The 13905-nt window shown below is 62.0% G+C and carries 13 protein-coding genes; 8 read left to right on the plus strand and 5 right to left on the minus strand.

Annotated elements, in window-relative coordinates; genetic code table 11:
- Positions 1 to 159 precede the first annotated feature (159 nt).
- Positions 160 to 1338 (plus strand): lipid-A-disaccharide synthase, encoded by a 1179-nt coding sequence (gene lpxB, locus LKE65_RS08090; RefSeq protein ID WP_278740938.1) that lies wholly within the window; start codon positions 160 to 162, stop codon positions 1336 to 1338.
- Between the two features lie 10 nt (positions 1339 to 1348).
- On the opposite strand, the gene hisI is transcribed toward lpxB, so the two are convergent.
- The 3 genes from hisI to LKE65_RS08105 all read right to left on the minus strand — a co-directional run bounded on the left by hisI (position 1349) and on the right by LKE65_RS08105 (position 3657).
- Positions 1349 to 1780: a phosphoribosyl-AMP cyclohydrolase gene (gene hisI, locus LKE65_RS08095; RefSeq protein ID WP_086645497.1), complete on the minus strand. Its 432-nt coding sequence runs from the start codon at positions 1778 to 1780 to the stop codon at positions 1349 to 1351.
- A complete protein-coding gene (gene ygfZ / locus LKE65_RS08100) occupies positions 1777 to 2658 on the minus strand; it encodes a CAF17-like 4Fe-4S cluster assembly/insertion protein YgfZ (RefSeq protein WP_086645496.1) in 882 nt (293 codons plus the stop codon). The genes hisI and ygfZ overlap by 4 nt, the downstream gene beginning before the upstream one ends.
- Before the next feature lie 84 nt (positions 2659 to 2742).
- On the minus strand, positions 2743 to 3657 hold the full coding sequence (locus LKE65_RS08105) for a glycosyltransferase family 9 protein (RefSeq protein ID WP_278740939.1): 915 nt from the start codon (positions 3655 to 3657) through the stop codon (positions 2743 to 2745).
- 165 nt (positions 3658 to 3822) lie between these two features.
- Between LKE65_RS08105 and LKE65_RS08110 the strand changes: the two genes are divergently transcribed.
- The 6 genes from LKE65_RS08110 to LKE65_RS08135 all read left to right on the plus strand — a co-directional run bounded on the left by LKE65_RS08110 (position 3823) and on the right by LKE65_RS08135 (position 10522).
- The gene (locus LKE65_RS08110) at positions 3823 to 4212 is read left to right on the plus strand and encodes a hypothetical protein (protein WP_253528749.1); all 390 of its coding nucleotides are present in this window, start codon (positions 3823 to 3825) and stop codon (positions 4210 to 4212) included.
- Positions 4213 to 4368: 156 nt separating this feature from the next.
- Positions 4369 to 5064, plus strand: coding sequence for a tetratricopeptide repeat protein (locus LKE65_RS08115; RefSeq protein WP_095349376.1), 696 nt, complete (start codon positions 4369 to 4371; stop codon positions 5062 to 5064).
- A gap of 4 nt (positions 5065 to 5068) precedes the next feature.
- Positions 5069 to 6463 carry an outer membrane protein assembly factor BamB family protein gene (locus tag LKE65_RS08120; RefSeq protein ID WP_095349439.1) on the plus strand — a complete coding sequence of 465 codons (1395 nt, stop codon included), beginning with the start codon at positions 5069 to 5071 and terminating at the stop codon, positions 6461 to 6463.
- Positions 6464 to 6476: 13 nt separating this feature from the next.
- Positions 6477 to 7892, plus strand: a complete 1416-nt coding sequence (gene der, locus LKE65_RS08125) for a ribosome biogenesis GTPase Der (RefSeq protein ID WP_086645679.1) — start codon at positions 6477 to 6479, stop codon at positions 7890 to 7892.
- A gap of 109 nt (positions 7893 to 8001) precedes the next feature.
- Entirely contained in the window at positions 8002 to 9393 is a 1392-nt protein-coding gene (locus tag LKE65_RS08130) for an MFS transporter (protein WP_278740942.1), read from the plus strand.
- A 37-nt stretch (positions 9394 to 9430) separates the two neighbouring features.
- Positions 9431 to 10522, plus strand: a complete 1092-nt coding sequence (locus tag LKE65_RS08135; RefSeq protein WP_278740943.1) for a glycosyltransferase — start codon at positions 9431 to 9433, stop codon at positions 10520 to 10522.
- Here LKE65_RS08135 and LKE65_RS08140 read toward each other — a convergent pair whose 3' ends face one another.
- Positions 10523 to 11953: a glutamate--cysteine ligase gene (locus LKE65_RS08140; protein WP_278740945.1), complete on the minus strand. Its 1431-nt coding sequence runs from the start codon at positions 11951 to 11953 to the stop codon at positions 10523 to 10525.
- Between the two features lie 60 nt (positions 11954 to 12013).
- On the minus strand, positions 12014 to 12778 hold the full coding sequence (locus LKE65_RS08145; RefSeq protein WP_278740946.1) for a 16S rRNA (uracil(1498)-N(3))-methyltransferase: 765 nt from the start codon (positions 12776 to 12778) through the stop codon (positions 12014 to 12016).
- A 177-nt stretch (positions 12779 to 12955) separates the two neighbouring features.
- On the opposite strand from LKE65_RS08145, the gene ubiA reads away from it, so the two are divergent.
- Complete coding sequence (gene ubiA, locus LKE65_RS08150) at positions 12956 to 13873, plus strand: 4-hydroxybenzoate octaprenyltransferase (protein WP_278740947.1); 918 nt, start codon at positions 12956 to 12958, stop codon at positions 13871 to 13873.
- Positions 13874 to 13905: the final 32 nt, after the last annotated feature.

The following is a 13905-nucleotide window of genomic DNA, read 5'->3' on the forward strand; positions in this document are numbered from 1 at the left end:
CAGAAAATATCCTGTAAACTAGGGTGGATGGTTTGGTGCTCCCAGCCATAAACCGGACTTTTTATGTGCGGAAAGGTTTTTCTTTGCGGATCATGGCTTGCACATTCCCTGTTTGGCCGGAATGGTGGTGTGCCTGCGTTGTGTTTTTGGTGCGTGAAGATGCTTGAACTGCCCCCTCCATCCCCCCTTGTATGGATCCTTGCCGGAGAGGCGAGCGGGGATGTGCTGGGTGCCCGGCTGATGCACGCACTCCGCGCGCGTAACCCGCATATCCGCTTTGTCGGGGTAGGGGGTACGCGCATGGCGCAGGAAGGGCTTGCCAGCCTTTTTCCCATGCGGGATCTGGCGGTTATGGGGCTGGTGGAAATCCTGCCTCGCGTGCGCCAGCTTTCGCGCAGGCTTAATCAGGCTGTGGCGGATATTGCGGCCCAAAAACCCGATCTGGTTATTACCATAGACAGCCCCGGCTTTGCCCTGCGCCTGCTCCGGCGGATTGCGGGTATGGGTATGTTGCGCGTGCATTACGTGGCCCCGCAGGTATGGGCATGGCGGCAGAAAAGGGTGCGCAAGTTCCCCGGTCTTTGGGACGAACTGTTATGCCTGCTCCCGTTTGAGGAAGAATTTTTTGGCAGGCACGGCCTGAAAACCCGCTTTGTGGGGCACCCCGTCCTGCAATCCGGTGCGCAGGAAGGCAATGCCGTCCGGTTCAGGGCACGGCACGGACTGGCGGATAACGCACGGGTGCTAGTGCTTATGCCCGGCAGCCGCCGCTCGGAAGTGCCGAGGCTGCTGCCCGTATTCGGGCAGATGCTGGCCCTGCTCCGTACCAGCATGCCCGATGTGGTGCCCGTTGTGCCGGTATCCCCCGTGGTGGCGGCTACTGTTGAGCAGGCCGTGCATAACTGGCCCGTTCGCCCGATTGTGGTGACAGATGTGGACGACAAGCATGACGCATTTGCCGCAGCAGGGGCGGCTTTGACCAAATCAGGCACCTCCACGCTGGAACTGGCATTGGCTGGTGTGCCCATGGCGGTAACATACCGGGTTAACCCCCTTACGGCGTTTATGGCGCGCAGGCTTATCCGGGTGCCTTATGTGGCTATGGTCAACCTGCTTGCAGGCCGGGCCGTTGTACCCGAACTGTTGCAGGAAAACTGCGCGCCAGACGTGCTGGCGCGCGCGGTGCAGACACTGTTTGAAAACCCCACCGTGGCTCAGGCCCAGAAGGCGGCCTTTGCCTCGGTCCTGCACGGGTTGGAAGGGCCGGGGGGGAGCCTGCCGGCAGATGCCGCGGCATCTGCCGTGCTGGATCTGCTGGCCGCACGGGGGCAGCCGTAAGGGCTAGCCTTCAGGCGTGAGTGTGGCCGTGGGTTTTATAAAGCTCGGCGGGGTCAATTTCAGGCTTGGTCAGTTCAAGCAGCCCGGTGGGGGAGAACGCGCGGTAAAAGCAGCTTCTGCGCCCGGTGTGGCAGGCAACGCCAATCTGGTTGACTAGCAGCAGAACGGCGTCTGCATCACAGTCCAGCCGTGCTTCGTGCAGGTGCTGGACCTGGCCGGATGTCTCGCCTTTACGCCACAGTTTTTTGCGGCTGCGCGAGTAGTAGCAGACGCGCCCGCTCAGCAGTGTTTCACGCAGGGCTTCGGCATTCATCCAGGCAATCATCAGCACTTCGCCGGTGTCATGCTGCTGGGCAATGGCGGCAATCAGGCCGGAAGCATCGTATTTGACTGTGCTGAGCATGGCATCAAGCACTGCGGCATCGGGTGCGGTGTAGGTCATGGTTTGTCCGGTGTGGTGGCGGAGGGTTCTGGTGGTGTGCCAAGGGCTGGTAGCAGCCACGCGGGGGGGCGGGCAACCACGTTATGGTCAAGGCAGGTCAGGGGTTTGTCAGCCATGTCCACCTTGAGCAGTGCCAGCCCGATATGATCGCGCGAGGAGCGCAGGGTGCCAACCTCCTGCCCGTTATGCAGGATGGCGGTGCCCGGCGCGGGCAGGGGGGCGGTGGCGGCAATGGGTACAAGGCGGCGTTTGAGCAGCGTGCGGTAGTGCATGCGGGCTGTGACTTCCTGCCCCATGTAGCACCCCTTTTTCCAGGCAATGCCGCCAAGCAGGTCCATGTTGGCTTCGGCTGCCAGTGTGCGGCCCTGTTCGCAGTCCTGTACGCCATCCGGCAGGCCAAGGGCCAGGCGGTGCAGGTCATAGTCCAGTTGGGTGGCGGTCTGCTCCGTAGTGGCAGGTGGGTCTATCAGCCGCCAGCCTGCGGCGGGCAGTCTGGGGTCTGCAACGCTTATTGCGTTTTCCAGCAAGGTGGCCTCGGGCCTGTTGCCCCATGCGGCATAAACGGGGAGTGCCGTCAGTTCCATCTGCACATCCGAGCGGAGCCGGAAGCGCATGAGCTGTGTGCGCAGGGCTTCGGCCTGCTCGGTGGCGCAGTCCAGTAGCAGGCAGGTATCATCCGGGTCGGGTATGGCAAAAAAATCTGCCTGCCAGCGGCCCTGTGGGGTCAGGCATGCGGCCCATGCGGCCTGGGCCGGTTGCAAGGCTTCAATATCTGCCGTGACCAGCCCTTGCAAAAATCGCACACGGTCCGCGCCGGAAAGCTTGAGAACAGTCCGGCCCTCAAGCCGGGTAATATGGGATGGGGCGGGTAATGGCATGGTGTGGTGTCCTTTTATGCAAGGATGCAGGCCGTTGGTGCAAACTCTAGACCGGGCGGGGCAATGGGGCCATAGGCAGGCTGTTCACGTCCGGCTTTGCCGCAAAAGTGCCAGAGCCGCATGGGCGACGCGCTCCACACTTAACCCCGCAATGGGGGCCAGCCCTTCCGGCCCCGGTGCCTCTACCCAGTGCGTCATGGCGCCGGTGGGAGCATATTCCGATGCGCGGGACGGGCCGAACAGCCCCAGTGTGGGCGTGCCTGCCGCAGCGGCCAGATGCATTAACCCGGAATCGTTACCAATATACAAAGCACAACGGGCCAGCATGGCGGCGGTTTCGGTCAGGGCAAACCGTCCTCCGGCATCTATGGCGCGGGGCAGGGCGTGCAGCACGGGGCGAGCCAGTTCCGCCTCCTGCAGGCCGGGGCCATAAAAAATGGCAGGGCGGGCCTGGGGGTACGTGGCGGCAAGCTGCTGCCACAGGGGCAGGTAGTGCTCTGTGGGCCAGATTTTGCCGTGCCAGTTGGCCGTGGGGCCAAGGGCAATAACCGGTGCATCCGGCGTGTGTGGCGGTATAACCTGCGCGGCAGCCTGCTGGTCGGCATTGTTGAGCCATACCGTAGGGTGCGGAGCGGGGGAAAGGCCGAGCAGAGCCCCCAGATGCCCCACCCGCCTGCCGGGCCTGCGCCCCCCACGCATGACAAACCGCCGCCCCGAGCGCAGGGCAAAACTGATGATTGAGCCGCGCAGGTCCACGGTCATGTCCCAGCGGGTGGGGGCGCAGGTTTTCCACAAATCCAGCCAGTGCAGGTCGTAGCGGCGTTTGTGCATGACCAGAACCCGCTCGAGTCCGGGCATGTGGCTGAACAGCCCGGCTGCAACAGGCCCGCAGGCAACGGTTATGCGCGCATTGGGCCATTGCTGTATTAATGTGTTGAGAATACCGGTGGAAAGCACCGCATCCCCCAGACGGGTGGCCGTAATAAAAAGAATGCGCATGCAATCAGGCTATACTGTCTCTTTGTCTCTTTTCCAAGCAGAGCAGATATGGACATTTGCGCGGCATATGCCAGAAGATGGAGCGTTACAGCGCAGGCTGGCCTGCTCCAGTGGGGCAGGTCGCCCGCGTAGGTCCACTGTCTGGGCAATAAGGGTGTTTTGGCAATGTTGCAGAAAGGTTTTTTGCTGGCTTCCATCGGGGGGCTGGTGGCTATGGTTGCATGTGTTCCCGCCCATGCGGCCGAGCGGGCGTGGGTGCCCTCCACCTGTGGTGCGGAACCGCAGGCCCCTGCGGTCGATGTTTCCAGTGTGGAAAAATATAATGCCAGCGTGGACAAGGTCAGCGCTTACGAAAAAGCCGCCCGGACCTATAACGCCTGTGTCTCCAAGACTGCGGTGAAGGAAGAAACCGCAATCAGCAACGACGCGCGGGATAAAATTGCCTATATTCATGATGGCAGTACCGCTGTGCAGCAGCGCATCGGGGCTAATTTTACCCAGCTGACAACCGCGCTCAAAGCGGGTGGCACCAAGTTGCAGAAAGCAGCGCACTAAGCGCTTTTGGGCTTTTGCCGTGCAGCCTGTTGGGCCGTAAGGCAGTATAACAGGCGCACAACAAACACGCTGCGCCTTGTATGATGCGTCCGGCTGGGGCAGATATGCCATAATACGGACAGGCATGTATTGGCAGGAACAGGAACGGGCCGGATCGTGGCAGAGGATATTTACCGGGAAGTTGACGAAGAGCTGAAGGCTGAACGCATGCGTGCGGTTGCCCGGCGTTATGCCGGTGTGGCTGTTGCCGCTGTGGTGGCCGTTGTGGCTGGCGCGGGCCTGTGGTCGTGGAAGCTTGCACAGCACAAGGCTCTGGATCAGGCAGCGACAGGCACGTATCTGGCCGCCTTGCGCCAGACCGATCACCTGCCCGATCAGGTGGGCAGCAGCCCCATAACCCTTGTTGGCAAGGCGCAGAGTGGTCTGGAAGCCCTGCAAAAGCTGGCAACATCGGGTGATCAGGGTGTGGCTACACTGGCCCGGATGCAGGAAGCCGCCGTGCAGGCCGCCCGGGGCGATGCCCCCGCCGCACTGGCCGCATGGAACGCAGTGCAGGATAACCCCGCAGCCGACCCGGCCCTGCGCAGCATTGCAACCCTGCTATGGTGCCAGCATCAGCTTGATACGGGGGATATTCCGACCCTGCGCTCGCGCCTTTCCCTGCTGACCGGGCCGGGCAAGGCCTGGAACGGCCTTGCCGTGGAGGCGCTGGCTGTTCTGGATGTGCGCGAAGGGCATAGGGATGATGCCCGCAAAAAACTGTCTGCCCTTGTGGATTCGGGCGAAACACCGGCAGGTGTACGCAACCGCGCACAGGATATGATGCAGGCCCTTGATCCGTCAGCAGGATAAAACCATGAGCAGCAAAACATATACGGGCGGCACAGCCCGCTCCGGCCTTACCCGCAGGAGCCTGCTGGCCGGGGCAGCCCTTGCCCCCACACTGGCCGCTTGTGGTGATGACGACGATAAAAAACCCCTGCTGGCCGGGCACCGTACGGATGTCCTGTCATCAGGTGCTGGGCTGATGGTGGATAAGGAAGACCGCACAGCCATTACGCTGCCCGCACCTGTTACGGTTTCCGAGTGGCCGATCAGTGGCCGCGTGCCGGAGCATACGGGCAGCAACTACGCGTGGGGCGGGCTTAAGCGCCGCTGGAAGCATAGCGTTGGTGCGGGTATTTCCGAGCCGGACTTTATGGCATGGGCAGCCCTTGGCTCGCTGGGGCGGGGTATGCTGTCCTGCCCGCCGGTTATCCATAACGGCCGTTTGTTTATTATGGATGCGCAGGGCGTTATCCGTGCCTTTACATGGCCTGCCATGCGGCATGTGTGGACCTTTAACCCACGCCCCAAGCAGTCGCGTTCGAGCAACACCGGTGGTGGCATCGGGGTTGATGGGGACGTGCTGTATATTGTGGATGGCATTTCGCAGGCTGTTGCTGTTTATGCCGCAACAGGCAAGGTTAAGTGGCGGACCGATGTTGGAACACCCGGTCGTTCCGCCCCGACCATTGCCGAAGGCCGGGTTTATTTTGGCACGATTGATGAGCGCTTTTTTGCGCTTGATGCCGCGACCGGCCATCAGGTCTGGACATATGCTGCCACGGCGGCCGAAACCACGGTGTTTGGCCAAGCCGCTCCCGCCTACGCCAATGGCGTTGTGGTGGCAGGCTTTGGCGGAGGCGACCTGATTGCCTTCCGCGCCGAAAGTGGTGAGGTCGTGTGGAGCGAAATGCTCGGCAATGTTGGCTCACAGGCCAGCACACTCAACCTGAACTGCGTGCGTGGCCTGCCGGTTATTGTGGGCAGCGTTGTGTATGCGATCAGCATGGCGCAGGTGCTGGCTGCGGTGGATATCCGCACCGGCCGCCGTGTGTGGGAGCGTTCCGTCGCCAGCCAGAACAGCATTCTGTGCGTGGGGGAATGGCTGTATGTTGTCTCCCTCGACCAGCAGATCGCCTGTATTGACCGCCTTTCGGGCCATGTGCGCTGGATCACCCAGCTCCGCCGCTTCCGCAAGATCAAGGAAAGCAAGGACATTGTCACATGGTTTGGCCCCATTATGGCGGGTGGCCAGCTTGTGTGCCTGAGCACCCTGCCAGAAAACGGCATGATCCGTATTAACCCGGTAACCGGCGCAATTATTTCTATCGATGCCATGGAGGCCATCTCCTTCGTGCCTCCTATTGTTGTGGACAATCAAATGCTTATCGTAACTAATGACGGAAACCTGATCTCCTATGGTTGAACGTCGCAAGTCCATGCGCCCCCTCCCGCCGATACCGACGGGGGACCTGCCGGTTGTTGTTATTGCCGGGCGCCCCAATGTGGGCAAATCCACCCTGTTCAACCGCCTTGTGGGGCGCAGGCAGGCACTGGTGGCCGATACCCCCGGTGTAACCCGTGACCGCAAGGAAGGGGTTGCCCTTGTCCGCGGTCGCCACATACGCCTGATTGATACCGCCGGGCTGGAAGAAGCCGCACCAGATACACTGTTTGGCCGCATGCGCGCCTCGTCCGAGAGTGCGGTGCAGGAAGCGGACCTTATTCTGTTCTGCATAGATGCACGCGCAGGCATTACCCCCGCTGACGAGCATTTTGCCCAGTGGATCCGCCGCCAGAACCGGCCCGTGCTGCTGATCGCCAACAAGGCGGAAGGGCGGCAGGGCACAGCCGCTGCGCTGGAAGCTTACGCATTGGGGCTGGGCGACCCGCTGGGCCTGTCCGCCGAGCACGGCGAAGGCGTGACCGACCTGATGTGGGAAATTGCCGAGCGCCTGCCTGCTGACAAGGTGGAGGATGAAGAGGACGAATGGGCCCCCGAACCCGACCTGTCGGAAGAGGATGAAGAGGAGATTCGCCCCAAGGGACCGCTCAAGGTTGCCATTGTCGGGCGGCCTAATGCGGGCAAGTCCACGCTGCTGAACACCCTGCTGGGTGAAGAGCGCATGATCACCGGCCCCGAACCGGGCCTTACGCGTGATTCCATTGCCGTAACCCTGCATGACGGGGATGACACGTTCGAGATTGTTGATACAGCAGGCCTGCGTAAAAAGGCCCGTATTGATGAAGCCTTGGAAAAAATGTCTGTCTCGGCCTCCATTGAAGCCCTGAAAATGGCGGAGGTAGCCGTGCTGGTGCTGGATGCGACCCTTGGTGTGCATGAACAGGACCTCCAGATTGCCCGCCTGATCGAGCGGGAAGGACGGGCCTGTGTGCTGGCACTCAACAAGTGGGACGCGGTGGAAGACCGTACGGCCACGCGCAAGGCTATTCTGGACCGGCTGAGCATTTCTCTGGCCCAGATGCGTGGCGTGCCGGTTGTAACCTTTTCTGCCCTGACCGGTTCGGCAGTGCACAAGCTGCTCCCCGCCGTGCGTGAGGCCTGGACCGTCTGGAACGCCCGCGTTCCCACAGGTGCGCTCAACCGCTGGTTTGAGGAAATGCTTGAACGCCACCAGCCTCCGTTGGTGGATGGCAGGCGGCTTAAGCTGCGTTACATGACGCAGGTTAAATCCCGCCCGCCAACCTTTGTTGTTTTCGGCACCCGAGCCGAGCAGATGCCCGATGATTACAAGCGGTATCTGGTCAATGGCCTGCGTGAAGCGTTTGATCTGCCGGGTGTACCCATTCGGCTGCAAACGCGTGGTACCAAAAACCCGTACGCAAATACCTGACCCCAACGGGTCAGGTTACGCGCAAAAGGGGTATCCGCTGCGGCTTTGTCATGGGCTGACAGCTCTGCCACAGGCAGTGTGCTGCCCCCAGTAAGGAGCCAGAACCAGCATGACGCCCCCCCAGCAGACCCCGCCCCGCCAGCCACCTCCCTCCGATGGTTTGCATGGCTCGGCCAGAAACTGGGCCATGCTGGCGGTTTCTCTTTCGGTTTTTCTGGCGTTGCTCGACTACGCCATTGCCAATGTGGCCCTGCCAGACATTGCGCGAGACCTCCGGGCGTCTTCTTCCTCCTCCATCTGGATCGTCAATGCCTACCAGATGGCCAGTCTGGTTTCCCTGCTGCCGCTGGCTGCCCTTGGTAGCCGGGTGGGGTTTGCGCGGCTGTGCCGGGCGGGCATTCTGCTCTTTATGGTGGCTTCACTCCTGTGCGCCATGGCAGCCAGCCTGCCGGTACTGGCCGGTGCGCGGGTGTTGCAGGGCATAGGGGGGGCTTGCATCATGAGCGTGAACATCGCTCTGGTGCGCTTTATTTACCCTTCGGCGGAAATCGGGCGCGGCATGGCCCTTAACGGGCTGGTGGTAGCTCTTGGGGTGGCGTTGGGGCCTACAGCTGCTGCGGGTATTCTTACCTTTGCATCCTGGCCGTGGCTGTTCTGGATCAACCTGCCTTTGGGGGCTGCGGCTCTGGGTATGGCGTTTTACGCCCTGCCCAACACGCCACGCGCGCCCCATATGCCCGACATGACCGGCAGCCTGCTGTGCGTTGTGGCCTTTGGGGCTTGCATTATGGGGGGCGATGGTCTAGCCCATGCGCAGGGCTGGGTTGGCTCTTTGCTGCTGCTGTTATGTGGGCTTATGGCTGGCGTGTGGCTGGTGCGGCGTGAGGTCGGGCTGGCCCAGCCGATCCTGCCGGTTGACCTTTTGCGCCGCCCCGATTTTGCCGTGGCGTTTACCACCGGGTTCTGCGGTTTTATCGCGTCCAATTTTTATATCGTTTCCATGCCCTTTACCCTGCATGACGCGCTGGGCCTTAGCTCTGCCCAGACCGGGCTGCTCATAACTCCGTGGCCTATTGGTATTATGCTCTCGGCCCCGGTTATTCGCCGGGTGGCGGACCGTATTTCGGCCGGGGTTCTATCTTCCATCGGGCTGGGGCTTACGGCTTCGGGGTTTTTCCTGCTCTGGCAACTGCCTGCCCACCCTGCATTGTGGGATATTGCCTGGCGCACGGCCCTTGCCGGGTGGGGGTTTGGGTGTTTTCAGCCCCCCAACAACCGGGCGATGATGGTTGCCGCCCCCCTGCACAGGGCCGGGGGTGCCAGCGGTATGGTGCAGGTGGCCCGTCAGGCCGGGCAGACGGTTGGGGCCATGGGAGTTGCTGCCTTTTTTACCCTCTGGGCAGATGCTGCCAACCGTGAATGCCTGCTGGCCGCCGGGTGTGTGGCTTTGTTTGCTGCACTGCTGAGTGCCAGCCGCCTGCTGGGCGGGCGCTCAGCGTAATGCCCTATTGCGTGGCAACAGCTCAGGGGATGGCAGCATGAAAACATGCCTTGTGTACAGGGACCGGCTTCTGCCCGCATCCGAGCATGCCTTCATGCGCAGGCAGTACATGGCCTTCAGCCAGTTGCGGCCTTACTGGGTTGGTTGCCACCGAGATAACCCTCCGGCGGATATGGCTACCACCTTGCGCATTCTTGGCGAAGGCCGTGTGTTAGGGGGGCTGCGGCGGCTGGCGTTTAAACAACTGGGGTGGGGGGCAGGCCGTGCCGTGGCTGATCTGGCCCCTGTGGTGGTCCATGCCCAGTTTGGGCGGGGGGGCGCGTTGGCTCTGCCCATTGCCCGGCAACTGGGCTTACCACTGGTTGTGACATTCCACGGAGGCGATGCCTTTAAGGACAAGCATTACGCAAACCGCTTTCCGCCTCCTGTTTTTCAGCGCAGGTGGCAAAGTCTGCTGGATTACAGCGCCATGTTTGTGTGCGTGTCCGACGGGGTGCGGGACAGGTTATTGGAGCGCGGTGTGCCCGCCCACAAGCTTGAGGTGCTGAACATTGGCACCGAGGATGTGGCGCCCGCTCGGGGACCGTTTGACCGTTTGGTTTTTGCCGGACGGTTTGTGGAAAAAAAAGGACTGCCTGTCCTGCTGGATGCCCTGCGTATTCTGGCTGGGCAGGGGGTAACGCCCCCTGTGGTGCTGGCGGGCGACGGGCCAATGCGCGCGGCCATGGAGCAGTATGCCGCAGGGCTTGAGCATGTCTGTTTTGCTGGCTGGTTAAGTGCCGGGCAGCTCCGCCAGCAGCTTGAACACGCGGTAGCACTGGTCGTGCCCAGTGTGCGGGCCACTGGGGGGGACCGGGAAGGCCTGCCCAGCGTGGCGGCTGAAGCCATGATGTATGGCGTGCCGGTTGTGGCCTCCAGCGAGGCCGGGCTGGAGGCAACCCTGCTTGATGGAGGGGGGCTGGTGGTGCCGGCGGGGGATGCGCAGGCACTGGCACAGGCACTGGCCCATGTTTTACAGGCGGGTGTCCGCACTGGCATGGGGCAGGCGGCGCGCAGGGTGGCGCGGGAGCAGCTTAGGGCGTCGGTCCAGTCTGCCCGGCTGGAACAACGCCTTTTGTCTGTTTTGTAATCAGACTTCGCTTTCAAGGAAAATGCGCGAGGCATCACCCATCCACGGGCCGTAATAGCGTTCCAGCCAGTGTTCGGCCTGTGTGGGGGCACCTGCGGCAAGGGCAGTGAGTGGGGCCAGATACACCCATTCGCTCGTCTGGCTCTGTTCGTCCACCATATCCCGGTTTTGCAGGCCATCCATGGAAATGGAGAGCATATGGGCGGCAAGGTCGCGCACCGTGCCTTCACCCCAAGGGGTGTCCAGCCCCATCATGGGTACCAGTTCGCGCAGCTTTACGTAGTCTTCCCACGGGCGGGCGCGCACCAGTTCCCATGCGGCTTCGAGTGCGGAGTCATCATACAGCAGGCCGGTCCACAGGGCGGGCAGGGCCATCATCATTTCGGGCGATCCGGCATCGGCCCCGCGCATTTCCAGAAACTGCTTGAGCCGCACATCGGGGAAGGCGGTTGTCAGGTGGTCTTCAAAATCACCCAGCGTGGGGGTAAAGCCTTCCAGCCCATCCTGCCGCTCACCATTCAGCCATGCGCGGAAGGAGCGGCCAGCCACGTTGTGCATCCGGCCCTCACGCATGATGAAGTACATGGGCACGTCCAGCGCCCAGTCCACATAGCGTTCAAAGCCAAAGTCTTTTTCAAACACGCAGGAAGGCATACCCGAGCGGGCATTGTCCGTATCGGTCCAGACCCGTGCACGGTTGGAAAGGAAGTTGTTGGGCTTGCCCTCCACAAAGGGAGAGTTGGCGAACAGGGCCGTGGCTACGGGTTGCAGCGCCATGGAAACCTGCATTTTGCGCACCATGTCCTGCTCGGAGCCAAAATCCAGATTAACCTGCACGGTGCAGGTGCGCTGCATCATGTCCAGCCCCATGGTGCCAACCTTGGGCATGTAGTCGCGCATAATGCCGTAGCGTGTTTTGGGCATCCATGGCTGGTCAGCACGGGTTGCGGTGGGGTGGAAGCCCAGCGGCGCAAAACCCAGCCCCAGCTTGCGTGCCAGCGGGCGCACGGCATCAAAATGGTTGCTCAGTTCTTCCGCCGTGTCATGCAGGGTGCGCAAGGGCGCACCGGAAAGTTCGAACTGCCCGGCCGGTTCGAGCGATATGGCAGCCCCCGCAGCCTCCCCCTGACCTTTGAGCCCGATAATGCGCCCGTCATCCAGCACGGAGGTCCAGTCATCGGGTTCGGATTTGTGGAGGTTACGCAGCAGGGTTTCTATGCCCTGTGGGGCATAGGGGGGTGTTGCGTAGGCTGCTTTGCCAGCCTGGGGTGCGTCTGCGCCCACGGTGGCTTCCGGGCGCACAAAGCCGAATTTTTCATGCTCGGTGCCTATGCGCCACGCATCACGCGGTTTGCAGCCCTGCGCAAGCAGTTCGGCCAACTGCGCAATGGAATGGATGGGCGTTGTGTCGGAAGCACCGGGGTTGGACATGAGGTTTTCTGTATCCCAAAAACAGCCTTGCGGTTGCACGGCAAGACAGGAGCAATTGCCTTATTGTGATGAAACAGGGGTAGAGCGCAAGCCATTGCCCAGCAGCGCAAGCCCCGCCACCACCGCAGTATCGGCCCGCAGCACCAGTGAACCAAGGGAAATTGGGGCAACAAAAGGGCGCTTGAGCAGGGTCTGGCACTCACCATCGCTCAACCCGCCTTCCGGCCCGATCAGGAGTCCATCTCCCTCCTGCACCAGTCGCGGGGTGGGGTGGGGTGTGCTCTCGCGTTCGTCCAGCCGTTCTATTGCGGCAAACAGGCTTGCCTGCTGCGGCCAGCTCCCCAGCAAGGCGGGCAGGGTCTGCACCTGCGCTATGGCCGGTATGTCCAGCCTTTCGCATTGTTCGGCGGCTTCCACGGCTATGGCGTGCAGGCGCTCGGGGTTGACGCGGTGGGTGTTGGTGCGTTCGGTGACAAGTGGCAGAAATTCCGTCACGCCCAGTTCGGTGCCCATGCGCAGGACCAGATCGGTTGCATCGCGCTTGAGCAGGGCAAAGGCCAGCCGCAGGGGCGGGCAGGGCTGCGGGGCGCGTAGCTGGCGCTCAAGGGTCAGCCCACTCCGGTCCTTGCGGATTTCGGCTATGCTGGCCAGCCATTCCCCCATGCCTGCATGGAACACACGCACCTGTTCCCCAGCCTTTTTGCGCAGGACAGTGCCAAGGTAGCGCGCCTGCTCGGGGGCAATCGGGCAGGGAGCGCCCTCCTGCGCCGTGGGCACAAGGGCGGGGTCCATATACAGGCGGGGGAGGCGGGAGAGGCCATTCATGCCGGTCATTTATCCTGCATCTGCTCGGGTGAGGGAGGAACCGGCCCGGTTTACGCACGAAATACCCTGTTTTGCAAAGGAGGTGGTGGGGGGAGGTTATGGTCCGCACCAGTTTGTGGCATAGGGAAGGGCGCAAAACGGTGCCCGTTGTTCCTGACCAGAGGCCTTATCAGAATCGTGTCTGCTTCCACCAGCCATACCGACATCCGGGTTACGGGATGGATTGCCCGCCTCCCTCCCTCCCTGCAGGCTTATGCTCTGCTGGCCCGGCTGGACCGGCCGGTGGGAACATGGCTTTTGTGGCTGCCCGGTGTATGGGGCATTCTGCTCCCCCAGGGCGTGGCTTCCATGGAACGGGTCAGGCTGATTGTGCTGTTTGGCATTGGCAGTCTGGTCATGCGTGCGGCGGGCTGTGTTGTAAACGACATGTGGGACCGCGATATTGACCGTCAGGTTGCGCGTACGGCGGGGCGGCCACTGGCGTCCGGCGCGCTGGGCATGCGGCAGGCCACGGCCTTTCTGGCTTTGTTGCTGGTTATGGGGCTTGGGGTGCTGGTGCAGCTTAACCCCCTTTCATGGATGCTGGGTGTGTCCTCCCTTGTGCTGGTGGGGCTTTACCCTCTGGCCAAGCGGTTTACATGGTGGCCGCAGCTTGTCATGGGGTTTACGTTCGGCTTTGGCGCACCCATGGGGTATGCGGCTGCTGCGGGGCAGCTGGCATGGGCACAGGCCGCCCTTTATGCTGCCACGATTGTCTGGCAGCTTGGGTTTGATACGATCTATGGCTTTCAGGACATGGAGGATGATGCGCGGATTGGCGTTAAATCCACCTCGCGCCTTATGGCCGGGCGGGCACGGGCGTTTATTGGCGTGTGCTATGGGCTGACCCTTGTGCTGCTGGCGGGGGCTGGCCTGCTGGCCGGTGCTGGCTGGCTGTTCTGGCCCGCGCTGCTGCTGCCCGGTGTGCTGTTCTGGCGGCAGGCTGTAGCGGTTAACCCGGCCCGGCCGGCTTTGTGCCTTGCGCAGTTTTATGCCAACCGCAAAATTGGGCTGACCATTGCGCTGGCTCTGGCGCTCGGGTTGCTGGTGGTTTGAGAGTATCTGCGTTTTTGCTGGCGGTAATGGCT

The organism is Acetobacter fabarum, assembly GCF_022483405.1.
GTDB lineage: Bacteria > Pseudomonadota > Alphaproteobacteria > Acetobacterales > Acetobacteraceae > Acetobacter > Acetobacter fabarum.